Here is a 23,887-nt window from a genome sequence, read left to right as displayed (position 1 = left end):
GGCGGGTGTCAGGTGACGGAGAGCGCGGCGGTGTCCGCCCGCAGCCCCCGCCGCAGGGTGGCCAGCGGGAGCACGTCGTCGGGCGCGATGTTGGCGAGGTTGACCCCGGGGCCGAACCGGTTGATCAGCCACGCCTGCTGCGCCATGCGGGGCGCCTCGAACATCACCCGCTCGACACCGGCGGCGCCGACGGCGGCCTCGACGATGTCCTGCCGGGGACGGCCCGAGCCGTCGTAGATGCCGACCGTGCCGCTCTCCCGGCCCTCGGTGATCACCCACGTGGCGCCGGCGGCCAGGTCCTCGGCGATCTCCTCCTGCCATTCGGCGGCCGACGCGGCGGCCCCGGCGTCCTTGCGGCCCGTCTCGGCGAACACGGTGAAGGCCTGGCAGGCGGTCTTGATGAGCTCGCGCTTGTCGTCCAGGCTCATCTCGACGACCCCGCGGGAGACCTCCACGGCGTCGAGCCCGGCACGCTCGGCCCAGGCCAGGCACTCCTCCGCCCTGCCCTGGGCCCAGGCGATCTCGAGCAGGGTGCCGCCGAGGCAGCTGACGACCCGGTGCTCGCGCAGCAGCCGCAGCTTCCGGCCGAGGCCGCGATCGACGTAGGCGATGCCCCAGCCGAACTTCCAGACGTCGACGTGCTCGCCGGTGAACTCCAGCAGACCGGCAACGGCATCGGGGGCCAGGCCCCTGTCCAGGACGTGGGTACGGCCCGCCACGGTGGGTAGCTCGAGAAAACCAGGTCCCACGTTGTCTATGTTACGATTTGCGTTTACTTTCCGACAAGAGGCGGCCCGTTCCGGCAAGAGGTGGCCCGTCATGGCCGAGCTCGACGACGTCATCGCGGCAGTGGCGACAAGCCCGGCCATCCACGCCAAACGTGCGATCGGGCTGGTGTCCGAGGTGCTGGGCGCCTCCGGCTGGGTGGACGGGCCCGGCGACGACGGCGCCGCCGTCGACGTGAACGGCCGCGCGGTCATCGCCTGCGGCGAGGCGCTGTGGCCGCCGTTCGTCCGCGCCGATCCCCACGGCGCGGGTGTGGCGGCCGTGCTGACCAACGTCAACGACGTGGCCGCGATGGGCGGGCTGCCCCTGGGGATCGTGGACACGATCGTCGCGGACGAGACCACCGCGCGCACGGCCCTGGAGGGGATGCGCTACGCCGCGCGCCTGTACGACGTCCCGATCGTCGGCGGCCATCTCACGATCTCCGCCGAGGCCGCCCCGTCGATCTCCGCCTTCGCCGTCGGCTCCGCGGACGCCCTGCTCTCCGCCACGCGCGTCCGGGCCGGCCAGGACCTGGTCGTGGCCGCCTGCACCGAGGGCGTCATGCGGGAGGACTTCCCGTTCTTCCCCTCCTTCGACGAGCGCGGCCAGGAGCTCGCCGGCGACGTCCGGCTCCTGGCCGGCATCGCGCGCGAGGGCCTGGCAGCGGCGGCCAAGGACATCAGCATGGCCGGGCTGGTCGGCTCCCTCGCGATGCTCCTCGAATGGGGCGGGTTCGGCGCGGACGTGAGCCTGGAGGCGCTCCCCGCGCCCCGCGGCGTGCCGCTGGCGTGGTGGTGCACGTGCTTTCCCTGCTACGGCTTCCTGCTGACCTGCGAGCCCGGCCGGACCGACGCCTGCGTGCGCGCCTTCACCTCCCGCGGCCTGTCCGCCGCCAGGGTCGGCGCCGTCGACGCGACGGGCGTGATCAGCCTCACGGCGGGCGGGCGCCGCCTCCCGGCCTTCGACCTGACCAAGGACCGCGTGACCGGCCTCCGGACGACCTCCCCCGGGCCGGGCCGGGACCCCAGGACGAACTCCGTCGAACCAGGCTGGGACCCCAGGACGCCGTCCGGCGAACTGGGCTGACCTCAGGACCAACTCCCCGAACCGGGCCGGGACCTCGGGCGAACTCCTCCGGGCCAGGCCGGGGTCTCCGGGCGAGCCCGCCCGCGCCCGGAACAGCACGGTCCTAAACTGAGCCTCACCGGGCACGGGGCACCTGCGCGGTCTTCCTCGCCCGGCGGCTCTGGCGCCGTCCGACCCGGACGCGTGCGCGGGCGGGGGGTGCCTGGTGGACATGCCGGCGATCTTGATCGTCACCGCGGCGATCTTCCTGTGGGGCGTCGTGTCGGCCCGCCTCCAGCGCGCTGATCTCACCGCGCCGATCGTCTTCGTCGCGATCGGCTGGCTGTTCGCCGCCGTCGGCCTGGTCGCCCCGCCGCTCGAGGCCGCGCGGATGTTCAAGCCCCTGGTCGAGTTCACCCTGGTGTGGGTGCTGTTCTCCGACGCGGCCGGCGTCCCCCTCGCGCAGGTGCGTCGCGACCTCGGCCGGTACCTGCGCCTGCTGGCGGTCGGGCTGCCGCTGTCCATCCTCGCCGGCTGGGCGCTGGCGAACTGGTTCTTCCCCGGCCTTGGCATCTGGCTCGCCCTCCTGGTGGGCGCCGCCCTGGCGCCGACCGACGCCGCCCTGGGGCTGCCGGTCGTCACCAACCCGGCCGTGCCGGTGGACGTCCGCCGGCTGATCACCGTCGAGAGCGGCCTCAACGACGGCATGGTCACGCCCGTGGTCATGTTCGCGATCGCCGGCGCGGCGTCGGCGGAGGGCGTCGAAGGCGCGCCCGGCCTGTGGGGGGCGCTCGCCGAACTGGGCGTCGGACTGGTCGTGGGTGCCGGCGTGGGCCTGGCCGGCGGCTGGGCGCTGCGGTGGACGCGCCGCCGGGGATGGGCCGCCGAGGACTTCGCCGGCATCGCCGTGCTCGCCCTGGCCGTGGTCGCCTACGCCGCCTCCCTCGTGGTCCACGGCAACGGGTTCGTCGCGGCCTTCTGCGCGGGTCTCGCCTTCGGCGCGGTGGCGGGCCGGCGCGGCCCCGAGGAGCTGGTGTTCGTCGAGCAGACCAGCAGCCTGGTGTCCCTGCTGGTCTGGCTGGCGTTCGGCGCGTTCGCCGTGCCGACCATGATCGACCGGGCCGACCTCGTCCTCGTGGCGTACGCGATCGCGAGCCTCACGCTCGTGCGGATGGTGCCCGTCGCCCTGGCCTGCGCCGGCTCCGGCCTCGACCGCAACACCGTGCTGTTCGTCGGCTGGTTCGGCCCGCGGGGGCTCGCCTCGCTGGTCTTCGCGCTCCTCGCCGTCGAGGAGCTCGGGCCTGCCGCCGACCAGGCCATCGCCATCATCGGCGGGACGGTGCTCATGAGCGTCCTGGTGCACGGCCTCAGCGCCGGACCGCTGGCGTCGCGGTACTCCAGAGCCGTCACACGCGGAGGCGACGGACCGGCGCCGGAGGAGAGGCAGGTCCTGGGCTGACCCGCGACCCCGACCGGCCGCCTCCTACCATGTGCCCGGCACGACGCCGGACGCCCGGCCACGGGGCTGGTCGGCACGGCAGGACACCCGACCGCCAGCCCTGGTCGGCACGACCAGACGCCCAACCTCCGAGCCTGGTCGGCACGACCAGACGCCCGACCGCCGGCCCTGGTCGGCATGGCAGGACGCCCGGCCACCGGGGCTGGTCGGCACGGCTGGCGGGCGGCGCCCCGTCAGGCACGCATAGGGATTCGCGGATCGTCCGTCAACATCCCGTAGCGGCGGCACTCGCCATCCGCGCCGCGCCGGATAGTGGGAGTGATTCCCACACCAGGAGGAGACCGTGACGGTGCGGAACCCCGAGCGCAGCCGACCCCCGGATACGCGGGCATCGCTGGGACGCGGCATGGAGCAGTTCCACCACCCCCGGCCGGTCTGCACCGGCTGCCACGACCAGCTCCGGCCGACGCCGGAACGGCAGTTCCTGATGACCGGGCTGAGCGGAACCGTGCTGGAGATCGGGGCGGGCGACGGGGTGAAGCTGGCCTGCTACCCGCCGAGCGTCGACGAGATCATCCTGGTGGAGCCGGACGCCTTCCTCCGCGCCGCGGCGGCCAGGACGGCGGCCCCCGTGCCGGTGCTCATCCTGGACGGCGACCTGGACCGGCTGCCCGTCCCCGACGCCTCCTGCGAGAGCGTCGTCTGCTCGCTGGTCCTGTGCTGCGCGTCCCGTCCGGAGCGAACCCTCGCGGAGATCAGGCGGGTGCTGCGCCCGGGCGGGCAGCTGCGCTTCTACGAGCACCAGCGGTCGGCCAGCCCGATCCTGGCGTTCGCCGAGGGCCTGGCCAAGCCCCTCTGGTCACGCGCGGCCGGTGGCTGCCATCCCGCCCGCGACACCGTGAGCACCGTCGACGGGGCAGGTTTCGTCATCGAGCGGCTGGACCGCTTCACCTTCCGCCGCGTCTGCCACGTGCTCGGAAGCGCCCGCCCACGCCGGTGACGGGCTGGACGCCCGCACAGGTGACGAGCTGGACGCCCGCGCAGGTGACAGGCGCGATGCCCGCGCCGGTGACGAGCTGGACGCTCGCGCCGGTGACGGGCTCGATGCCCGCGGCGATGCGGCCCGTGGGGGAGCACGGCCGCCCAGCAGGCACTGTTAAGTTTCTTTGCAAAGATCTTGATTGCCTGCTTGACATGCCAGGCCCTCCCCACTGAAATATCACATATCCGTAACGCGTGCTATGCGCCTCGCCCATGCCTGGCGTATCCGCGCCGATGTCAGTGGTTCCGCTGAATCTACCGCTGCCCGGCGCCTGCACCGAACCGCAACCCAGTCGGCCACGGCCGCCCCCCTTCGGCGCCTGCGAAGAACGACCGAAGACGAATGGAGGCTCACCCATGACAACGACGCCAGGAATGGATCGCATCAGCATCGCCGGTCGTCGCCGTACGGGTGATCCTCGTCCTGACCTCACGGGCCTGCGGGTCGTCTATCGCGCCATGCGCGAGGATCTGCACAGGCTCACCGATCTCGTCACCGAGCTGAAGGACGGCAGAGCGGCGATCCCGGCGGAGCGGGCTGTCGCGATCCACGAGTACATCGCGATCCTCACCGAGGAGATCGCCCGGTTCCACGACTACGAGTCCGGCAGCCTGTGGCCGATCGTCGCCACGTCCGCGGGCGGGGCCATCAGCCTGGAGCCGTACCTCGCCGACCAGGTGGCGCTGGCCCCGCTGCTGGAGGAGGTACGGGCGGCCGCGGCGAGGTTCGCGCACTCCCCCGCCACGGGTGTGGCGCCGCTCGCCTCGGTCCTCAGGGTGCTCGGCGACCGGATCGAGGAGCACACGCTGCACAAGGAGCAGGACATCCTGCCGGTCATCGCGACCTACGTCTCCGTGGCCGATTACCGGATCCCGGGCAGGCGCTGGCGGGAGGGCATCAGCCGGCGCCGGCTCAACTGGATCTCCTCCTGGGCCGAACGCTTCGCGACGCCGCAGGAACGACGCCACCTCCACCAGACGGCCGGCGCCGTGAGCACCCAGCTCATCCCGGCGGTGCTGCGCCGGCGCGCCTTCAACGCCCTCGAACGCCGCGTCTTCGGCACGCGGGCGGAGGACCCGCCCCGGCCGTCGCGGATCTGACAGCTCACGACGGCCCGTTCGATCAGGACTGCTCCAGGACCGCCGCCGACCGGATGACGCCGATCGGGTGTCTCCCCGCGGCCTGGTGGCCGGCCGGCGCCCGGAACGGATCTCCGTTGTCGGCGCAGCGGGGCGGAGGATGCCCGCCAGGTCGGCCACGCGCCCGTTCCGCCGGCGTGCCGGGTCCGCGCGTGCGTGCTAAGGTGTCGATCATTGATGTCAGGTACCGGATGAAGGGGAGGTGAGGTTTGATGACCGCGGTGAAGACCGCTGCGCTGCGCAGCGCCCGGACAATCCTCACGTCCCGGGCCCCGGTCTGACCCATCTCTGCCCTCCTGCCGTGAGCCGTCCGGCTCGTTCAGGCGGGTGACACCTGAGTCGCGCCGGGGTCCCTTCCCGCAAGGTGTCTCACGTTGACTTCTCCTTTCTCGAACTCATCCGCCCTGTCCCGGTACGGCTGGACGCAAGCGCTCGACGATGCCTTCGCCGGCCACCGCGAGGCAGGCCTGGTTCCCGCGCGGATCCTGCGCGTGCATCGCGGCTCGTGCGACGCGATCGCCGAGCACGGCCCGGTCCGAGCCACGATCCCGGCGTCCAGGTCCGCAGATCCCGTGGACGCGCCGTGCACCGGCGACTGGGCCGCGCTGCGCCCCGATCGGGATCCCGAACTGGTGGCGCTGCTTGCGCGGCGCAGTTCGGTCGTGCGCGCGTCGGCGGCCCGCTCCTCCCACGGGCAGGTGCTGGCCGCCAACGTCGACACGGTCGTCGTCGCGGTCTCCCTGGCCGCCCCGTTGAACGCCGCCCGCCTGGAGCGGTTCCTCGCTCTGGGCTGGGCCGGCGGCGCCCGACCGGTGATCGCCCTGACCAAGGCCGATCTCGCCGCCGACGCCGCCGCCGTGGAGAGCGAGGTCCGCTCGCTCGCGCCCGGCGTGGACATCGTGGTGACCAGCGTGGCCACCGGCCAGGGGATGGATGTCCTGGCCGCGCTGCTGGGCGAGGGCACCACGGTGCTGCTCGGGCCCTCCGGGGTCGGCAAGTCCAGCATCGGCAACGCCCTGCTGGGCGAGGAACTGCTGGCCACCGGCGCGGTGCGCGCGCAGGACGGCAAGGGCCGCCACACCACCGTCCGCCGCGAGCTGGTCCCCCTTCGGGCGGGCGGCGTGCTCATCGACACCCCGGGCCTGCGCGCGGTGAGCCTCCATGACGCGGCCGACGGCCTCGAGCAGGTCTTCGCCGAGATCGAACGGCTCGCCGAGTCCTGCCGCTTCGGCGACTGCGCCCACGACACCGAGCCAGGCTGCGCCGTACAGGCCGCCATCCGCGCGGGCGAGGTGGCCGAGCGCCGCCTGGACGGCTACCGCAAGCTGCAACGGGAGGCCGCCTGGGAGGCCGCACGCACCGACGCAAGGCTCCGCGGCGACCGCGTCAACCGGCAGAAGGCCATCACCAGCCATCTGCGCGCGACCTACAAGTTCAGGGACCAGCAGCTGTGAACGGCGACGGCATCGTCCCGCCACTTCCCACGACTCACACCGAAACGGATACCACCGCCATGACCATCACCTGGTTCACCCGCTCCGAGACCGGCGCCGACCTCGGCCCGATCCGCGAGGTCAACCTCGCCGCCTTCCCCACCCCGCAGGAGGCCGACCTGGTCGAGGCGCTGCGCGCCGACCAGGGGGCCTGGATTCCCGGCCTGTCGTGGGTGGCGGAGGAGCCCGGCGGCGACGTCGCCGCGTTCGCGCTGCTCACCCGCTGCCACGTCGGCGACTCCCCCGCGCTCACCCTGGGCCCGTGCGCCGTGCGGCCGGAACACCAGCGGCGGGGCGCCGGGTCCGCGGCCATCCGCGCGGCCCTGCAGGCCGCCCGCGAGCAGGGTGAGAGCCTCGTGCTCGTGCTCGGCCACGCCGAGTACTACCCGCGCTTCGGTTTCGTCCCGGCCTCCCGGTACGGCATCCGCCCGCCCTTCGACGTCGAGGACCAGTACATGATGGCGCTCGTCCTGGACGCCGCCCGGCCCGTGCCGGCCGGCACCATCAGGTATCCGGCCGCGTTCGGGGTCTGATCATGTCCGCCCCGCGCACGTGCCCTGCCCTGGGCCCGTGCGCGGGGCGGCACCGTCTATATGCCTTGGCGGGTGTCCGCGCTCGACGCGTGGCTCGAGCCGTACCGGAAGCTGTGGAACGCCGGCCTCGACGCCCTGGGCCGCCGCCTCGACGAGACGGCCGGCCCGCGGCACGCCGACCCCGCGAAGGACTGAGCCACCATGACCGAAGCCACCGGATGCTGGACGCCGCGGCCCGGGGCGGGCGCCACGAGGGCGCGCACACGGGCATGACACCGCCCTGGAAGGTCTACTACGACGGGTATGTCGCGGCCGGCGTCCCGTCAGGGGCGCCCGTCTCCGGCCTGGACGACGCCGGCTGACCTGGGCGCGCTGCGCTCCCCACCGGTGCGGGCCGGTCGTAGGAGCGTGCTCCCAGTCGCGGATCGTGCGGGCGCAGGAGGTCGCCCGGCGTCCGCGGGCGCAGCCTGGAGGGGTGAGAATCCTTCTTGCCGCCGCGTTGCTGTGGCCCGCACCGCCCCCGGCCGCACCGCCCCCGGCCGCCCCGCCCATGGCCGCACCGCTCCCGGCCGCCCCGTCCGACCTCCATCCGTGCGCCGCCGCGAGCATCCGATGCGAGGGCGAGATCTCCGTCCCGCTGAACTGGAGCGACCCGGGAGGCGAGCGGATCCGGGTGGCGTTCGCCTGGCTTCCGGCCGCGCGGGCCAAGGGCACCGTCCTCGCCGACCCCGGCGGCCCGCAGCCCGCCCTGCCGGCGTTACCGATCATCGAGGAGACGCTCGGCCCGGTGCTGCGCGACCACAACCTCCTGGTGGTCGAACCGCGCGGGCAGGGCAGATCCAGCCCGCTCCGGTGCCAGGGGCTCGACCTCGCCCGGCCGTCCACCGTCGCGTCGTGCGCGGCCCAGCTCGGCCCGCGCGCGCAGTACTTCGCCACCGACCAGGCCGTGTCGGATCTCGACGCCGTACGGCAGGCGCTCGGCGTGCCGAAGGTGAGCTTCTACGGAAACTCCTACGGCACGCTGTTCGCCCAGGCCTACGCCGCCCGCTTCCCCGACCGCACGGCCGCGGTGTTCCTCGACAGCGTCGTCACCCCGTCACCGGCGGGCCACGCGACCTGGCCGATCAGGTTCCGCCTGGACAACCTGGACCTGGTGTGCCGGTCGTCGTCCGCGTGCGCGCGGCTGCCCGGCGAGGCCGGCCGGACGTTCGCCCGCCTGGTGAAGCGGGTCCGCGCGCACCCCGACCCCGAGCTTCCCATGCGCGCCCTCATCGCCTTGAGCCGGTCGCCGCAGGAGGCGACCGTCGGCCGCGAGCTGGCCGCCGCGACCGGCTCCTACCTGCGCGGCGATCGGGCGCCCCTGCACCGGCTGGCCGAGGTCGTCAGGGCGATGCCCATGCCGCCGACCGCGGGAGCCGAGTGGGCCGGCTACGTCGCCTATCTCTGCAACGACGGCGCCTTCGCCTTCGACCGGACGGCCGGCGCGGCGCGGCGGGCCGCGCAGCTGGCCGCCTACCACGCGGGCGAGCGGCCGACCTACCCGTTCACGCTGGCCGAGCTCGGGGGCATGACGCCCGCCCACCTGTGCGTCGACTGGCCCACCCCGCGCGACGAGCCGCCCGTGCCACCGGCCGCCGCCTTCCCCGCCGTCCCCGCGCTGGCGGTCGCCGGCGACTTCGACACGCACGGTCCCGCGGAGGTCTCCCCGGTGATCAGGCGCTTCCCGCGCGGCACCCTGCTGCCCGTCCGCTACGGCGCGCACAGCATGGCCTGGAGCGAGGGCTGCGCCCGTACCGTCCTGCGCGCCTTCCTGTCCGACCCCGGCCGACCGCCGGCCGTCACCGGGTGCGACCTGGCGAACTACACCGCCGTCGGGTCCTTCCCGCTGTCCGGCGCGGACGTGAAGCCCATGCCCGCCCGCACCCTCCCGGCGCGGGACCGGCGGCCGGCCGCCGTCGGCTACGCCACCGCGGCCGACGTCCTGTCACGCCGCAACCCGCTGTCCTTCCTCCACGCCGGTCTCACCGAGCAGGCGGGGCTGCGCGGCGGCCGCGTCACGTTCACCGGCGACGGCCGCGTCATCCGCCTCGACCAGGTGCGTTACACCGCCGACGTCGCCGTGAGCGGCACACTGACGCTGGGCGAGACCGTGAGCGCCGACCTGACCGTGGACGGGCGGGCGGTGAAACTGTCGTGGAAGCCTTTCCAGGCCACCGAGCGGACGGCGATCAGCGGCTCCGTGGACGGCCGGCCGTTCACCTCCCTCTCCTGAGAAGCCGGGTGGGAGTGGCCTCACGCCTTGAAATTAGAGCATTTCTCCAGAAAAATGCTCTGGCATGACGTCCACAGTGGTGGTGACCGGCGGCAACCGGGGCATCGGGTACGCGGTGTGCGAGCGGCTGGCGGCCGACGGGTTCAAGGTGCTGCTGGTCGCCAGGGATCCGGAGCGCGGCGCGCAGGCCGCGGCGGGCATCAGGGGCGATGTGGAGTGCGTGTCCGGCGACCTCACGACGGTCGCGTCCGTGCGGTCGCTGGCCGAGGAACTGCGCGCCCGATGCCCGCGCGTCGACGTGCTCGTGCACAACGCCGGGCTGTGGCCCAGCCGTCGCACGCTGACCGGCGACGGCCTGGAGGAGTCGTTCGCGGTCAACCACCTGGCCCCGTTCCTGCTCAACCACCTGCTCGAGGACAGGCTCGGCCGCGTGGTCCAGGTCAGCGCGGGACTCTACGTCAAGGGCAAGGCCGAGGTGGGCCGCACCTCCGTAGGCGCCGGTTTCCACCCGATCCGCACCTACGCCGACACCAAGCTGTGCAACGTGCTGATGCTGCCGCTGTTCGCCGAGCGCTGGCGCGAGTCCGGCATCACGATCGACGCCGTGCACCCCGGCGTGATCCGTACCGGTCTCGGCGACCGGCACGGGCCCCTCGGATGGCTGCTCAAGCTCGCCAAACGCCGGTGGGCCACGCCCGAGGAGGGCGCCGCCCCCGTCGTACGGCTGGCGCGCGAAAGCGGCACCGGCCGATACTTCAACCTGACCGAGGAGATCCCGCTGCAGGGTCCGGCGCGGGACGGCGAGCTGGCCGAAGGTCTGTGGAAGGAGGCCGAGGCGCTAACGTCGGCGGGGTGACCAGGCACAGGCGCAGCGAGGAGACGGTCCGGCGGCTGCTCGACACGGCGCTCGAGGTCCACCCGGGCGACTTCACCCTGCGGGCCGTGACCACGCGCAGCGGCGTGAGCATGGGCAGCCTCTACCACCATTTCGGCAGCCTGGAGGGGCTGGCGGCGGCGCTGTACAGCCGGTGCATGGACGACCTCCTCGACACCCTGATCGCCGCCGTCGAGCAGTCCGCGAGCGCCCGCGACGGTGTACGGCAGGCGGTGCTGGCCTACCTGGGGTTCTCCGCCGGCCACCCCGACAAGGCCCGCTTCATCCACGCCGCGCCGTACGCGATCGACCTCGGCCCGCACGCCGAGCGGATCGCGGCAGGCAAGGCGGCGCGCCTGAACAGGCTGGTCGCCTGGATACGCCCCCACATGGACGCGGGCACGGTCGCGAGCCTGCCGATGGCGCAGGTGGAGATGCTCCTGATCGGGCCGGTCGCCGAGGTGACCAGGCGGTGGCTGGCCGGCGCCCCGGAGATCGACCTGGCCGAGTCGGCCCGGCTGCTGCCCGACCGGATCTGGGCGTCGCTGCGCGCCGGGAGCGACACCAGTCGGCGCTGACGGCCGTTCAGATCGTCACGTCGGCCGGTGTCGTCGCGGGGTTCAGCGAGGCTCAGCGGGGTTCAGCGGGGCTCAGCGGTGGAAGCGCCAGCGGGTCGCGCCGTGAGGCTCGGCGGTGGCGACCCCGATGGCGGTCTCGACCGCGAAACGGTAGACGTACCAGGGCGGCGGCCCCGCGCTCGGCGCGCTGTAGGGAGCGGTCAACGCGTCGCCCTCCACTTCGGCGGGCCACCCGCCCGCGCGGTAGCCGCCGGCGACCTTTTCCAGCGTCGCGCTGTCGGTGACCCTGGCCGCCTCACCGTCGAGGACCAGGTCGAGACCCTCGAGCCGGACGGAGATCGTGCAGGCCGGGTTGGCCGCCAGATTGCGCGACTTGCGGGTGCCGGGTCCGCTGGTGAAGTAGATGTCCTCGTCGAGCCACAGGGCGCCGATCCCGGCAGAGTGGGGGCGGCCTTCGGGCCTGGTCGTCGCGAGGAACGCCGGGGTACCCATCTTGGGCAGGTCGGCCTCGAGGCGCTCGCGGGCCCTGCTCCAGGGCAGCGGCTTGTCGCCGTAGCGGTCGAGGTTGGCGGTCTCGATGGGCTCGCGGTGGGTCATCTCGTCCCTCCAGGTTCATCGCGGCTTTCCTCTTGGACTACCGCGCGGCCGGAACTCATCCGTCGCACTGGTCCCACCATGGCATGCCCGCTCGTCCACCGTACGGCCGGCGCGAGTTCGCTTCCCGTTGAAAACACCATGTTTGCCATGGTGAGAGGGGGTACTCCTCGCGGAAACGGGGTGAGGAGGCGACGGTGACGCAGAGCAGCGGGTTGCCCGCCACGGAACACCAGTCCCAGGTAAGGAAGGCAGCCACGGCCAGCGTCGTGGGCACCGCCATCGAATGGTACGACTTCTTCCTGTACGGCACGGCCGCGGCGACGGTCTTCGCCGACGTCTTCTTCCCGAAGTCCACCCCCTACGCCGGCACCCTGTCCGCCTTCGCCACCTACGCGGTGGGTTTCGTCGCCAGGCCGGTCGGTGCCGCGATCTTCGGACACTGGGGTGACCGGATCGGCCGCAAGGCCACGCTGATCATCACCCTGGTCATGATGGGCGTGTCCAGCGCGCTGATCGGGGTGCTGCCCGGCACCAACAGCATCGGGGTGATCGCGCCCGTCCTGCTCGTCGTGCTCCGCATCCTCCAGGGCATCGCGGTCGGCGGCGAATGGAGCGGCTCGGTGCTGTTGTCGATGGAGTGGGGCAACCAGCGCAGGCGTGGCCTGATGGCCAGCTGGCCGCAGATCGGCGTGCCCATCGGCCTCATCCTCGGCACCGGGGCGATGTCGCTGTTCGCGGCCGCCGCGGGTCCCGCCTTCAAGGACTGGGGCTGGCGCGTGCCGTTCCTGCTCAGCCTGGTGCTGGTCGCCGTGGGCCTGTGGGTGCGGCTGCGGGTTCTGGAGACTCCGATCTTCGCCCAGCTGCTCGAGAAGCGGCAGGTCGCCAAGCTGCCCGTCGTCGAGGTGCTCAAGAGGCACCCGAAGGAGGTCATCCTGAGCGCGCTGCTGCGGGTTTCGGAGCAGATGCCGTTCTACCTCTACACGACGTTCGTCATCACCTACATCACCGCCGAGCAGATCGGGATGAGCAAGACGTTCGCGTTCGCCGCGGTCACCTGCGCGGCGGCCGTCGAGCTCGTCGCCATCCCGTACTTCGGGCATCTCAGCGACCGCGTCGGCCGCCGTCGCGTCTACGCGCTCGGCGCCATCGTGCTGGCGGTGATCGCCTTCCCCTACTACGCGCTGCTCAACACCGCCAACGCGACGGTGATCCTGCTGACGGTCATGATCGTGCAGCTCCAGCACTCCATGGAGTACGGCCCGCAGGCCTCCCTGATCGCCGAGAGCTTCCCCACCGGACTGCGCTACGGCGGAGCCGGGCTGGGCTACCAGCTCGCCTCGATCATCGCGGGCGGCCCGGCACCGCTGATCGCCACCTGGCTGCTGCACGACTACGGCTGGCAGGCGATCTCCATTTTCATGATCATCGGTGCGGTCATCGGCCTCGCCGCCACCCTGGCCCTACCCAACCGTTCCAAGATCGACATCTCCGACGATCGCGCCTACGGCGTCAGCCACGCGTGATCCGAGGTCCGGCCGGTGCGGTCCTGGTGCCACCGTGTCGCCGTGTCGCCGGCCCGGCGTGGTTCGGCTTCGGGTACCCAGCGGCCGGGCCGGCCGGTCCAGGCGGTCACGGCACACCCGCCGAACCCCGGAGATCTCTTCTCCCGTCGCACGGATGGACGACCTGAGCGTTGGCGCGGCTTTCGTCGCGGCGGCCGCCGGCGGGCGAAGGGCCCGCCGACGATGCGCGCGGTCGTCAGGCCGGACGCCCCGCGGGTCACGGTCGCGGGGCTGTGCCCGCGGCCTTGGTCCTGGTGATGCGAGCGGTCGTCAGGCCGGAAGCCCCGCGGGTCAACGTCGTGGGGCTTTGCCCGCGGCCTTGGTCCTGGTGACGACGGCGCCGAACAGGGCGAGGCCGCTGATGACGATGCGCGGCGCGCCCGGCTTGCCGCGCCGGGTACCGCGCTTGCCGAACAGGCCGAACAGGCCGAAACCCCTGACCTTGACCTCGATGTCGTCGGGGATGACGATCTCGGTGCCGCCCCACAGGGCCAGGGCGTTGATCCGGGTTTCGTGGGCGGTGAAGACGGCCTCGGTCAGGTCGATCACGCCGCCGCCGAACATCGACAACACGGAGAAGGTGCGCGGGACCACCCACTGCCCCTCGTGCTCGAACCCGCCGAACACGCCCAGCGCGACGCGGGAGGTGGGCTGCTGGTCCACCACGAGCAGGTCGGTGCGGCCGGGTTCGGGCAGATCGCGGCTCACGCGTTCGAGCTCGGCGTGGGTCCTGGCCGTGTAGACCTGGGTGAGCCGCTGGTCCAGCTCGGCCAGGTCGATCCGGCCCTCGGCGGCGGCCACCCGCACGCGGTCGGCGGCGCGGTCGCGCTCATGGTCGGAGGCCCGCACCTGCTGGTCCTCCGTGCGCCCGGGATGCTCCGTCATCTTCAGTCCTGTCATGTCCGATCCGCACCTCGACCCACGCGAGGGTGCCGCCCGGTTCGGCGCGGCTGAGGGACATCTTATTAGCCAACTGGAGAATAAGACGGACCGGCCGGGTCAGCCGGCGGGCTCGAGCCCCGATTCCTCGACCATGTGCGCCGCCAGCATCGCGGTGAGCTGGGCCCGGAACTCCCTCTCGTGCGCCGGGTCGTCCGGGTCGTGCCCCATGCCGGCCAGCCACGATCGCTTGCCGATCGCGAAGCCGTACGCCGCGGACACGCCCATCAGCGCCACCGCCTCGACGCGCGCCCGGCTCGGCGCCGGCCGTCCGGCCAGCGCGGAGCGGATGCCCGCCTCGATCGCGTCGATGAGCTGTCGCAGGTCCGGCCGTACGGCCCCCTGGTAGTCGGCGTGCATCTCGGCCCAGACGAACAACCGCAGGTAACGCTCGTCCGCCAGGGTGTCGAACAGCACACCCATGATCCCCGCCGCGGTGGGCACTCCTTCTTCGGCTCGGATGCGCTCGTGTATCCGCTGCTGGATGCGCGCCTCCTCGGCCATCAGCACCTCGCGGACGAGCGCGGCGTAGGTGCCGAAATAGTGGGTCACCAGCCCATGGGCCACCCCGGCGGCCTCGGCGACCTGTCTCAGCCTGACGTTGTCGGGGCCCCGCTCCTCGATCAGCCCGGCGGCCGCCGCCAGCAGTTCCGCACGCGCTTCCTCGGGGGCTCTCCTGCGCCGTCTGGGCTTCACACCCCCACCCTATTGGCCGACGTCCAACAGCCCGACCGGCCGACGCACCTGGTTACGCCCGCGGCGCGCGGGCACGAGGCGCGGGCGGGCGCCCGAACCGGCCGGCGGCCCGGCCCCAGCGGATCCTCCTCGCACAGCGGCCCGACCGGGCCCGGACCGGCGTCGAGCCGGACACGCGTCTCGCGGCGGTCACGGTCCCGCTCAGGAGGCCACCGGCAGCCCGGCGTTCCGCCATTCGGGCAGGCCGTCCTCGAGCGTCCTGGCGTCGTACCCGAACCCGCGAAGCCGGCGCACCGCGTCAGGGGCCATCACGCAGAAGCGTCCTCGGCAGTAGGCCACGATCGTCTTCTCCCGCGGCAGCTCGGACAGCCGGGTGGCGACCTGGTCGTGCGGGATCGACAGCGCGCCCGGGATGTGTCCCGCCGCGAACTCGGCCTCCGGGCGGACGTCGATGACGACGACCTCGCCCGTCTCCAGCATCTCGGCCAGCCGCGGACGGCTCACCGGCTCCAGGTCCCGATCATCTCCCAGGTACTCGCGCGCGGCGCGCTCGACGTCGGCCAGCGAGGAGGCCGCCAGGACCTTCATCGTCTCGACGAAGGCGTGGACCGAGTCGTCGGAGAGCCGGTAGAAGACGCGGGTGCCTTCGCGCCTGGTCTTCAGCAGGCCGGTGGAGTGGAGCACCTTGAGCTGCGCGGAGGTGTTGCTGAGCTTGAGGCCGCACGCCGTGGCCAGGTCCTCGACGCTTCGCTCCCCCTGCGCCAGCACGTCGATCAGCTCGAGACGCAGCGGGTTCGCCAAGGCTTTGCCCAGGCGGGCGAACTGCTCGTAGAGCTGGGACTTGCGTGCCCGGTCACCCATCCGACATCCTCCAAATAGTTTTGGAATATTGTAGCAGTGAGACCCAGGGAGGAGACATCATGGGCTTCTCACCATCGCAGGTGATCCCGCTCGTCGACGAAGGGCTCGGCAACACCGCGTACCTGGTGGACCTGGGCGACGGGCGCGCCCTGACCATGGACGTCCCCAGGGACCTGCGGGCCGTGCGCCGTACCGCCGGCCGGCTCGGCCTGACCGTCGCGTTCGCGGCCGACACCCATCTGCACGCCGACTATCTGTCCGGCTCGCTCCAGCTGGCCCACGACGCCGGGGCGACGGTGCTCGCCTCCGCCGCCGGCCGGCGGGACTTCCCGCACAGGCCACTGCACGACGGGGACGAGGTCGACCTGGGCGGCTTGACGCTGCGCGCCCTGGCGACGCCGGGTCACACGGCGGAGCATCTGTCCTTCCTTCTCCTGGACGGCAACGCCCCGCTGGGCGTGTTCACCGGGGGGTCGCTGATCGTCGGCTCCGCCGCGCGGACGGACCTCGTCTCACCCGATCAGACCGAGGCGCTGACCCGGGCCCAGCACGCCTCCCTGCGGCGGTTGAGCCGGCTGCCCGACGAGGCCGCCGTGTGGCCGACGCACGGCGCGGGCTCGTACTGCTCGGCACCTCCCCACGCCGAGCACACCTCCACGATCGGCGACGAGAAGCGCACCAACCCCTTGCTGCGGATCGCGGATCCGGAGGTCTTCGCGCGTCGGCTCGTCGAGGGGCTGGGCAGCTATCCGACCTATTTCTCCCGGCTGCCGGAGATCAACCGGCGCGGCCCCGGCATCATCACCTCGCGCCCGTCGCTGCGCCCGATCGACCTCGGCACGGCGCTCGGCGCCAAGGCCGTGGTCGTCGACGTGCGCCCCGTCCCGGACTTCGCCCGGGGCCACCTCGAGGGATCGGTCTCGATCCCGTTGCGCGCGCAGTTCGCCACCTGGCTCGGCTGGATCGTGCCCGCCGCCCAGCCGTTCGTCGTCGTGCGCGGTCCCGAACAGGACCCGGAGGAGATCGTCTGGCAGTCCTTGAAGATCGGCCATGAGAACCTGATGGGCGAGGTCGTCGACGTCCCGCGCGGCACCGCCGACACGATCGACGTCATCGGCGCCGACCAGGTCGGTGACAGCCAGGTCCTGGACGTGCGCCAGGCCGCCGAGTTCCGCGACGGGCACCTTCCCTGCGCCCGCCATGTGGAGCTCGGCGCGCTGTCCGGCGCCGACATCGGCGACGAGCCGCTGGTGGTCATGTGCGGCCACGGTGAGCGGGCGGCGACGGCGGCGAGCCTGCTGCGCCGTACCGGGCATCGGCACGTGGCGATCCTGTCCGGCGGAGCGGACGACTGGGCGCGGATCACCCGCCTGCCCCTGGAGCGCGATCGATGAGCGGGACGACCCGGCTCGGGCTGCGCGCCAACCTCGCCCAGTTCGTCCTGCTGGTGGCCGTGAACGCGCTGGTCGGCGGCATGCTCGGGCAGGAGCGGACAGTCCTGCCGTTGCTGGCCGAACAGGCGTTCGCCGTCCAGGCGTACACCGCGATCCTCACCTACATCGTCGCCTTCGGCACCACGAAGGCGGCGAGCAACTTCTTCGCCGGCACGCTCTCTGATCGCTTCGGCAGGAAGCCCGTCCTGGTCGCGGGCTGGCTGATCGGGCTGCCCGTCCCGCTCCTGCTGATCTGGGCGCCCGCGTGGGAGTGGGTCGTCGCCGCCAACGTGCTGCTCGGCGTCAACCAGGGGCTGACCTGGTCGACGACAGTGATCATGAAGATCGATCTCGTCGGCCCGCGGCGTCGCGGCCTGGCCATGGGGCTGAACGAGGCGGCCGGCTATGTCGCGGTCGCCCTCACCGCGCTCGTCACCGGCTACCTCGCCGAGCGGTACGGCCTGCGCCCGGCGCCCTTCCTGCTCGGACTCGCCTACGCGGCCCTCGGCCTAGGCCTGTCCGCCCTTCTGGTGAAGGAGACGCACGGGCACGCGCGTCTCGAGGCGAGCCACGCCCACGGCCATGAGATGCGAACGTGGCAGATCTTCCTCACGACGAGCTTCAAGGACCCGTCCCTGTCGGCCGCCAGCCAGGCGGGCCTGGTGAACAACCTCAACGACGGCCTGGCCTGGGGGCTGTTCCCCCTGCTGTTCGCCGCGGGCGGTCTCGGCCTGTCGCAGATCGGCGTGCTCACCGCCGTGCTGCCGGCCGTCTGGGGCGCCGGGCAGATGCTCACGGGCGCGCTGTCCGACCGCGTCGGCCGTAAGCACCTCATCACAGCCGGCATGCTCGTCCAGGCGCTGGCGCTGGGGATCGTCGCCTCGGTGAACGACTTCACCGGATGGCTGCTCGCCGTCGCATTGATCGGCGCGGGCACCGCGATGGTGTACCCCACCCTGCTCGCCGCGGTGGGCGATGTCGCCCATCCCTCGTGGCGCGCCAGGTCCGTGGGCGTCTACCGGCTGTGGCGGGACGGGGGCTTCGCGGTGGGCGCCCTGCTCGCCGGGGTGCTCGCCGACCTGTACGGCGTCCGCGCGGCTGTCTGGGTGATCGCCGCCATCACGGCTGCCTCCGGCGTGGTGGTGGCGGTGCGCATGCGGGAGACCCTGCCACGGTGAGACGCCCAGGGTGAGGACCTTTGGCACTACCGCGTGACCGCCGCCGGGCCGTCTCATGGAGAAGGTCATCTTACGGAGAGACGTGTCAGGGAGTCGTCATGATCGTGGTCGGTGTCGATGGTTCGCGCGCCGGTCTGGAGGCCGTGGCCTGGGCGGCGCGAGAGGCCGCGCTGCGCGGTGTGCCGCTGCGCGTGGCGCACGCCATCTACGCATGGGCGTGCGAGACCGACCAGGGCCGCTACTCGGAGATCGCCCAGTGGATGCGCCAGGGCGCCGAGGCGGTGCTGGAGGCGGGTGCCGACCGGGCACGCCGGCTGGAGCCGGCGCTGACGGTGGAGACGGCGATCCTGCCGGGCGACCCGCGGGAAGCGCTGATCCGTGAGGGCGCGCAGGCGGAGCTGCTCGTGGTGGGCAACCACGGGCTGAGCGCCGTGCGCGGGCTGCTGGTCGGCTCGGTCGCGTACGGCGTCGCGGGCCACGCCTCCTGCGATGTCGTGGTCGTGCGGGAGTCTCCCGCCGCGACCAACGGGGAGATCGTCGTCGGCATCGACGGCACCGCGCAGTCCGGGCACGTGCTGGAGTTCGCCTTCGCGGAGGCGGCGCTGCGCCAGGCCGATCTGCGCGCCGTCCACGTCTGGAACCGGTACGAGACCGGCGGCGGCATCCAGCCCGTGCCGGGCGACTGGCGCGAGACCGAGCAGCACGAGTTCAGGCAGCTCAAGGAGGCGCTGGCGGGCTGGTGCGAGCGCTACCCGGACGTCAAGGTGATCGAGGAGATCGTGCAGGGCCACCCGGTGGACGCGCTGCGGGCGGCGGCGCGAGCCGCCGATCTGCTGGTGGTCGGATCGCGTGGACGTGGCGGGCTGGCGGGAATGGCGCTCGGCTCGGTCAGCCACGCCATGCTGCATCACGCCCCGGGGCCGCTGGCGGTCATCCGTCAAACGCGGTGACCGGGGCCGCTCGGGGCTTCCGGCCTCGGGCCGTGCGGACCTGTGGGCGATCGGGAACCGGTGCGCCGGGACGGGCCCGACGGGTCGCGCGGGCGGCGGGTCCGGCCGGGCAGGTCGGGGTTCGGTACTGAAGGAGAGGCGGACATGAAGGTCAGGACGATCCTGCTCGCCGCCGCGGCGGCCGCCGTGCTCGCGGCCCGTCCGTGGCTGCGGCGCTGGGGAGCCACCATCGTCGAGGAGTACGCGCCGATGCCCGGTGACGACCTGGGTACGGCCGCGCCGCGCGCCACCAGGGCCGTGACGCTGCAGGCGCCGCCGAAGGCGGTGTGGCCTGAGCTGCTGCGGGTGACCGGGTTCGCGGCGAGCGCCCGGCCCGAGCGGGAACCGGCGCGGGTGACCGGGTTCACGGCGGGCGCCCGGCCCGAGCCGGGGCTGATGCCGGTGACCGGGTTCGCGGCCGATTCCTTCCCCGAGCCGGAGGTCGGCGTGACGGCGCCCGGACGGCTGGCGCGGATCGGCTGCACCGTCGCCCGGGTCGAGCCGGAGCGGGCGCTGGTGCTCACCCGTGACACCTGCGGCACCACGGTCATCCGCTCGGCCGTGCTGCGCGACCTCGGCGACGGCCGTACCAGGCTGATCGCCCGCACGTCCCTGCGGACGGCGGCGGGCGCGACCGGGTGGCTGTCCGGCCTCCGGGCCAAGGCGGCGGACCTGGTGACGACGTCCGGGCAGCTCCTGCTGATCAGCAGGCGCGCGGGCCGATCGGAACACCGCGCCGCCGGAGGCGACAGGGCCGGAGGTCCCCTCGCGACGGGTCCCACGCCCGTGTGCGGACCGCCGGCGCGCACGTAGCGATGAGCTCCCACGACCCGCGACGCGGCACCGCGCGCGGCCGGGGCACGCCCTCGGCCACCGGTCCCGGCCGAGGAACCGCTGTTCAACCCCGCGGGTTAGGCTATGAGGCGAAGCCGGAGCTGATCCCGCGGACCAGCCACCACGACGTGGAGCGGACCGGCCACGGCTCGACTCGAGCGCCGTGGTGCCCGCCCGGGGTGCTCGCCTGATCGACCGGGCCGCCACGGGGAGCCGGGGCCGACGGCCACGTGCCTTCTTCGTGGCGCACGCCGTACCTTCACCTTCCGACAAGGAGTGGCCATGACCGCGGGAAGCGACCTCGGACGCCGCATCGCACACCACCGTGAGCGTCTCGGGCTCAGCTATGAGGAGCTCGCCGACCGGACGATGCTGACATCCGGCTACCTCCGCTACCTGGAGGAGTCCGCAGGAACGCCCACGAGGGAGACACTCATCCGCCTGGCCGACGCTCTCGGGACGAGCGTGGACGAGTTGCTCGGCGGCGCCACGGACCGCCCGCCGGGGAAGGGCCCGGCGATGGCCCGTCCGACGGTCGAGGTCCTGGACGAGGAGGAGTGCAAGCGGCTCATCGCGCCGGGCGGCATCGGCCGCGTCGCCTTCGGAGGGCTGCGCGGGCCCACCGTGCTGCCGGTGAACTACCAGTTCGTGGACGACTCGGTGATCTTCAGAACCCGGTACGGCGGGCCCATGGACGAGGACCTCCGCACCGGGCTCGAAGGGGTGGACATCAAGATCGGCTTCGAGGTGGACAGAATCGACGAGGCCAGGCGCGAGGGATGGAGCGTGCTCATCCAGGGAGCCGCCCAGCACCTCAGCCCCGACCAGATACCGCAGGTGGACATCACGCCGTGGGCCGGCGGCGAGCGGGAGCTCTACATCCGCGTCGTCCCGACGCAGATCACCGGGCGGCGCATCCACGCGCTCTGAACGACGTCTCGTGACGTCGAAGACCGATCACCCACAAGGACCGGAAGGTGAGGACTTTCGCCTCTGCACCGGCCGGGCCCCACGGGCAAGGCTGGATCTCATGCAGACAGACGATTCCGGCCTTCAAGTGCTCTCCACTGGAGAGTGTCTTGAGTTGCTCGCGTCTGCCGACATCGGACGGGTCATCTTCACCGACCACGCACTGCCGGCGGTGCAGCCGGTCAACTTCTACCTCGACGACGCCTCCATCGTGATCAGGACCAATCTCGGATCGAAGCTGGCGGCGGCCACCAGGCAGGCCGTGGTGGCCTTCGAGGCCGACGAGTTCGACAGCGACACCCGCACCGGTTGGTCGGTCACCGCGGTGGGCCGGGCGCGGGCCGTACAGAACGACGACGAGCGGGCCCGGCTCGAGCGGCTGCCGTTGCGCCCCTGGGCGCCGGGCGACAGGAGCCACTTCATCGTGGTCCGCATCGAGCAGGTGTCGGGGCGCAGGATCACCGCGGAGCCCGCGAACGCGGCGAGCGCCCGCTCCTGAGGGTCCCGCCGCGCCGCGGCCTTCCTCACCCGAAGCGTTACGAGTTCCGGTAAGGAGGTCCCCCAGGGGAGGGACCAAGTGCCCTGGCGGTGGGACGCTCCGCGGCTGAAGCTGAGGACAGGAACCGGCGGGGGAGAACGGGAGGAACCATGAAGGCAGCAGTCGGTGACCGGTTGGTGGTCGAGGGCGCCCATCAGGGCGACGAGCGCCGCGTGGGCATCATCGTCTCTCTGCACCACGACGACGGCACCCCGCCCTACCTGGTCCGCTGGCTCGACGACGATCGCGAGACCCTCGTGTACCCGGGGCCGGACGCCCACGTCGAGCAGGCAGGTGCCAGGGGGCGGTGACCGACCGGTCGAGGACGGTAGCCGCTGGATGCGAAGTTCCGGTACGGCAGCTTCTCCCGCTCCATCACTCTTCCGGCAGGCGTGGACGAGCAGGACATCCGGGCCGTCTACGACAAGGGAATCCTCGAGATCAGCGTGAAGCTCGCCGAGGAGAAGCAGCAGGACAAGCGGATCAAGGTCGAGGTTCAGGACTGATCGACCGGTCCGTCGGGCCCGCTTCGCGGGAGCGGGCCCGTGGCAGGCAGGCGGCCGCATGGTGACCCAGCCCCTGACACCGCCCCGGTTCACCGACACCGCGGGTGGTCACGCCGTGACCGCGGTCCCGGCATTCACCCCGGAGACGACCGCGGGCGAGGCGTGGCGCCTGATGGCGGGCACGCGCTACGACAGCGCCTCCGACATCGTGGTCCGGGACAGCGGCGGCCGCCTGTACGGTCTGGTGAGCATCGAACGGCTGCTCGCCGCCCGACGCGACGCCGTCCTAGCCGAGCTGGCGGACCGCGACCCGGCGGTGGTCGCGCCGGGGGTGGATCAGGAGGTGGCCGCCTGGCACGCCGTCCAGCACGGTGAGAGCAGCCTGGCCCTGGTCGACGCCGCCGGACGGTTCGCCGGGCTGGTGCCCCGCCGCCGGCTGCTGCGGGTCCTGCTCCAGGAGCACGACGAGGACATGGCCAGGCTGGGCGGATACCTGAAGGGGTCGCAGCTGGCCAGGACGGCCGCGGAGGAGCCGGTGGCCAGACGCTTCGCGCACCGGATCCCCTGGCTGCTGCTGGGCCTGGCCGGCGCGATGGCGTCGGCGGGTATCCTGGCCGCTTTCGAGGAGCAGCTGGCGGCGAACGTCGCCCTGGCCTTCTTCCTGCCCGGCGTCGTCTACCTGGCCGACGCCGTCGGCACGCAGACCGAGGCGGTCGTGGTGCGCGGCCTGTCAGTGGGCGTGTCGATCCGGCGGCTCGCCCGGGGCGAGGCGGTCACGGGACTGGTCATCGGCGCCGTCATGGCCGCCGCCTTCCTGCCGTTCGCCCTGCTGTACGGCGACGCGCGGGTGGCGCTGACCGCGGCCGTCTCCCTGTTCGCGGCTTGCTCGGTGGCCTCGGTGCTGGCCATGGGTCTGCCGTGGCTGCTCAACCGCCTCGGCCGGGATCCCGCCTTCGGCTCCGGGCCGCTGGCGACGGTGGCGCAGGACCTGTTGTCCATCATCGTCTACGTGGGCACAGCGTCGATCATCGTCGGGTGAGGGGGCGAATGCCGTGCAGCGATGCGCCCCCAACCGGTCATGAGCAAGCCCGGGTCGTCGCGTTCCGCACCCTGGCGCCCAGCCAGAGCGCCATGGTGGCAATGAAGAGCGTCGCGAGGGCCAGCTCACTGGCGGTGACCAGCACCATGGCGGTCGACAGCAGCGCGACGACTCCCAGCACGCGGGCGACGACGGTGTAGAGCAGTATGGCGGGCGAGCGCGGCCGAGCACCGAGGTCTCCCCTGCCCAGGGCGCACCCCCCGAGCAGGCCGAGCAGCACGATCGTGGCCGCGGTGCCGCCCACGGTGCGGACGACCGGCATCTGCGCACCGGAGAGAAAGGCGGCGTAGACGGCCACGTTCGCCCCGGCCAGCGCTGTGGCTCCGGCGTCTTTCCAGGTCAACCCCATGCTCTTGCCCACCTCCCGCTCCGCAACGACATTCTCAGGGCGAGGCCGGGGGCGGTAGGGCCATAAGACCTCTTCCCTCCGAACCCGCACCACCGGCCATGACCTGCGCGAACC

Annotated in this window: 27 protein-coding genes; 21 read left to right on the top strand and 6 right to left on the bottom strand. The window is 72.7% G+C overall.

All coding sequences use genetic code 11. From position 1 onward, the window contains the following. Positions 1-8: 8 nt before the first annotated feature. A complete protein-coding gene (locus ABZX22_RS34510) occupies positions 9-749 on the bottom strand; it encodes a phosphosulfolactate synthase (protein ID WP_354917602.1) in 741 nt (246 codons plus the stop codon). Between the two features lie 70 nt (positions 750-819). Here ABZX22_RS34510 and ABZX22_RS34505 point away from each other — a divergent pair, with 70 nt between their 5' ends. The 11 genes from ABZX22_RS34505 to ABZX22_RS34455 all read left to right on the top strand — a co-directional run bounded on the left by ABZX22_RS34505 (position 820) and on the right by ABZX22_RS34455 (position 11,223). Further along, positions 820-1,854 carry an AIR synthase related protein gene (locus ABZX22_RS34505; RefSeq protein WP_354917599.1) on the top strand — a complete coding sequence of 345 codons (1,035 nt, stop codon included), beginning with the start codon at positions 820-822 and terminating at the stop codon, positions 1,852-1,854. A 211-nt stretch (positions 1,855-2,065) separates the two neighbouring features. After that, positions 2,066-3,292, top strand: coding sequence for a cation:proton antiporter (locus ABZX22_RS34500; RefSeq protein WP_354917596.1), 1,227 nt, complete (start codon positions 2,066-2,068; stop codon positions 3,290-3,292). A gap of 406 nt (positions 3,293-3,698) precedes the next feature. Next, positions 3,699-4,292: a class I SAM-dependent methyltransferase gene (locus ABZX22_RS34495; RefSeq protein ID WP_354917593.1), complete on the top strand. Its 594-nt coding sequence runs from the start codon at positions 3,699-3,701 to the stop codon at positions 4,290-4,292. Positions 4,293-4,690: 398 nt separating this feature from the next. Further along, positions 4,691-5,434, top strand: a complete 744-nt coding sequence (locus ABZX22_RS34490) for a hemerythrin domain-containing protein (RefSeq protein ID WP_354917590.1) — start codon at positions 4,691-4,693, stop codon at positions 5,432-5,434. 413 nt (positions 5,435-5,847) lie between these two features. After that, positions 5,848-6,927, top strand: coding sequence for a ribosome small subunit-dependent GTPase A (gene rsgA, locus ABZX22_RS34485; RefSeq protein WP_354917587.1), 1,080 nt, complete (start codon positions 5,848-5,850; stop codon positions 6,925-6,927). 59 nt (positions 6,928-6,986) lie between these two features. Next, positions 6,987-7,499 carry an N-acetyltransferase gene (locus tag ABZX22_RS34480; RefSeq protein ID WP_354917584.1) on the top strand — a complete coding sequence of 171 codons (513 nt, stop codon included), beginning with the start codon at positions 6,987-6,989 and terminating at the stop codon, positions 7,497-7,499. 72 nt (positions 7,500-7,571) lie between these two features. Continuing rightward, positions 7,572-7,694: a hypothetical protein gene (locus tag ABZX22_RS34475; protein WP_354917581.1), complete on the top strand. Its 123-nt coding sequence runs from the start codon at positions 7,572-7,574 to the stop codon at positions 7,692-7,694. Positions 7,695-7,717: 23 nt separating this feature from the next. After that, the gene (locus ABZX22_RS34470) at positions 7,718-7,861 is read left to right on the top strand and encodes a hypothetical protein (protein ID WP_354917579.1); all 144 of its coding nucleotides are present in this window, start codon (positions 7,718-7,720) and stop codon (positions 7,859-7,861) included. Between the two features lie 113 nt (positions 7,862-7,974). After that, on the top strand, positions 7,975-9,771 hold the full coding sequence (locus ABZX22_RS34465; RefSeq protein WP_354917576.1) for an alpha/beta hydrolase: 1,797 nt from the start codon (positions 7,975-7,977) through the stop codon (positions 9,769-9,771). A 64-nt stretch (positions 9,772-9,835) separates the two neighbouring features. Continuing rightward, the gene (locus ABZX22_RS34460) at positions 9,836-10,627 is read left to right on the top strand and encodes an SDR family NAD(P)-dependent oxidoreductase (RefSeq protein ID WP_354917573.1); all 792 of its coding nucleotides are present in this window, start codon (positions 9,836-9,838) and stop codon (positions 10,625-10,627) included. Beyond that, the gene (locus ABZX22_RS34455; protein ID WP_354917570.1) at positions 10,624-11,223 is read left to right on the top strand and encodes a TetR/AcrR family transcriptional regulator; all 600 of its coding nucleotides are present in this window, start codon (positions 10,624-10,626) and stop codon (positions 11,221-11,223) included. Before ABZX22_RS34460 ends, ABZX22_RS34455 begins: the two co-directional genes overlap by 4 nt. A gap of 72 nt (positions 11,224-11,295) precedes the next feature. Here ABZX22_RS34455 and ABZX22_RS34450 read toward each other — a convergent pair whose 3' ends face one another. Further along, positions 11,296-11,820, bottom strand: coding sequence for a pyridoxamine 5'-phosphate oxidase family protein (locus ABZX22_RS34450; protein ID WP_354917567.1), 525 nt, complete (start codon positions 11,818-11,820; stop codon positions 11,296-11,298). 194 nt (positions 11,821-12,014) lie between these two features. On the opposite strand from ABZX22_RS34450, the gene ABZX22_RS34445 reads away from it, so the two are divergent. Further along, positions 12,015-13,343: an MFS transporter gene (locus ABZX22_RS34445; RefSeq protein ID WP_354917564.1), complete on the top strand. Its 1,329-nt coding sequence runs from the start codon at positions 12,015-12,017 to the stop codon at positions 13,341-13,343. Positions 13,344-13,673: 330 nt separating this feature from the next. Here the strand turns inward: ABZX22_RS34445 and ABZX22_RS34440 are convergent, their stop codons facing one another. The 3 genes from ABZX22_RS34440 to ABZX22_RS34430 all read right to left on the bottom strand — a co-directional run bounded on the left by ABZX22_RS34440 (position 13,674) and on the right by ABZX22_RS34430 (position 15,878). Then, a complete protein-coding gene (locus ABZX22_RS34440) occupies positions 13,674-14,282 on the bottom strand; it encodes a DUF1707 domain-containing protein (protein WP_354917561.1) in 609 nt (202 codons plus the stop codon). Between the two features lie 99 nt (positions 14,283-14,381). Next, positions 14,382-15,017, bottom strand: coding sequence for a helix-turn-helix domain-containing protein (locus ABZX22_RS34435; RefSeq protein ID WP_354917558.1), 636 nt, complete (start codon positions 15,015-15,017; stop codon positions 14,382-14,384). A 201-nt stretch (positions 15,018-15,218) separates the two neighbouring features. Continuing rightward, the gene (locus tag ABZX22_RS34430; RefSeq protein WP_354917555.1) at positions 15,219-15,878 is read right to left on the bottom strand and encodes a metalloregulator ArsR/SmtB family transcription factor; all 660 of its coding nucleotides are present in this window, start codon (positions 15,876-15,878) and stop codon (positions 15,219-15,221) included. A gap of 59 nt (positions 15,879-15,937) precedes the next feature. Between ABZX22_RS34430 and ABZX22_RS34425 the strand changes: the two genes are divergently transcribed. The 9 genes from ABZX22_RS34425 to ABZX22_RS34385 all read left to right on the top strand — a co-directional run bounded on the left by ABZX22_RS34425 (position 15,938) and on the right by ABZX22_RS34385 (position 23,364). After that, positions 15,938-17,272: a rhodanese-like domain-containing protein gene (locus tag ABZX22_RS34425; protein WP_354917552.1), complete on the top strand. Its 1,335-nt coding sequence runs from the start codon at positions 15,938-15,940 to the stop codon at positions 17,270-17,272. Continuing rightward, positions 17,269-18,489, top strand: a complete 1,221-nt coding sequence (locus tag ABZX22_RS34420; protein ID WP_354917549.1) for an MFS transporter — start codon at positions 17,269-17,271, stop codon at positions 18,487-18,489. The genes ABZX22_RS34425 and ABZX22_RS34420 overlap by 4 nt, the downstream gene beginning before the upstream one ends. Before the next feature lie 98 nt (positions 18,490-18,587). Continuing rightward, positions 18,588-19,439 (top strand): universal stress protein, encoded by an 852-nt coding sequence (locus ABZX22_RS34415; protein WP_354917546.1) that lies wholly within the window; start codon positions 18,588-18,590, stop codon positions 19,437-19,439. Between the two features lie 144 nt (positions 19,440-19,583). Beyond that, positions 19,584-20,291: a hypothetical protein gene (locus ABZX22_RS34410; protein ID WP_354917543.1), complete on the top strand. Its 708-nt coding sequence runs from the start codon at positions 19,584-19,586 to the stop codon at positions 20,289-20,291. Between the two features lie 303 nt (positions 20,292-20,594). After that, positions 20,595-21,242 carry a pyridoxamine 5'-phosphate oxidase family protein gene (locus tag ABZX22_RS34405; RefSeq protein ID WP_354917540.1) on the top strand — a complete coding sequence of 216 codons (648 nt, stop codon included), beginning with the start codon at positions 20,595-20,597 and terminating at the stop codon, positions 21,240-21,242. Between the two features lie 100 nt (positions 21,243-21,342). Next, positions 21,343-21,780: a pyridoxamine 5'-phosphate oxidase family protein gene (locus ABZX22_RS34400; protein ID WP_354917537.1), complete on the top strand. Its 438-nt coding sequence runs from the start codon at positions 21,343-21,345 to the stop codon at positions 21,778-21,780. A gap of 149 nt (positions 21,781-21,929) precedes the next feature. After that, a complete protein-coding gene (locus tag ABZX22_RS34395) occupies positions 21,930-22,130 on the top strand; it encodes a DUF1918 domain-containing protein (RefSeq protein WP_354917534.1) in 201 nt (66 codons plus the stop codon). A 24-nt stretch (positions 22,131-22,154) separates the two neighbouring features. Beyond that, on the top strand, positions 22,155-22,325 hold the full coding sequence (locus ABZX22_RS34390; protein ID WP_354917842.1) for an Hsp20/alpha crystallin family protein: 171 nt from the start codon (positions 22,155-22,157) through the stop codon (positions 22,323-22,325). Positions 22,326-22,383: 58 nt separating this feature from the next. Further along, a complete protein-coding gene (locus ABZX22_RS34385) occupies positions 22,384-23,364 on the top strand; it encodes a magnesium transporter (RefSeq protein WP_354917531.1) in 981 nt (326 codons plus the stop codon). A gap of 37 nt (positions 23,365-23,401) precedes the next feature. Here the strand turns inward: ABZX22_RS34385 and ABZX22_RS34380 are convergent, their stop codons facing one another. Beyond that, positions 23,402-23,773, bottom strand: a complete 372-nt coding sequence (locus ABZX22_RS34380) for a hypothetical protein (RefSeq protein ID WP_354917528.1) — start codon at positions 23,771-23,773, stop codon at positions 23,402-23,404. Positions 23,774-23,887 lie beyond the last annotated feature (114 nt).

The sequence above is a fragment of the Nonomuraea sp. NPDC003804 genome, assembly GCF_040610675.1.
Classification (GTDB): domain Bacteria; phylum Actinomycetota; class Actinomycetes; order Streptosporangiales; family Streptosporangiaceae; genus Nonomuraea.
The sequence above is the reverse complement of the archived record's forward strand: the minus strand, read 5'-3'. Positions and strand labels throughout refer to the sequence as shown.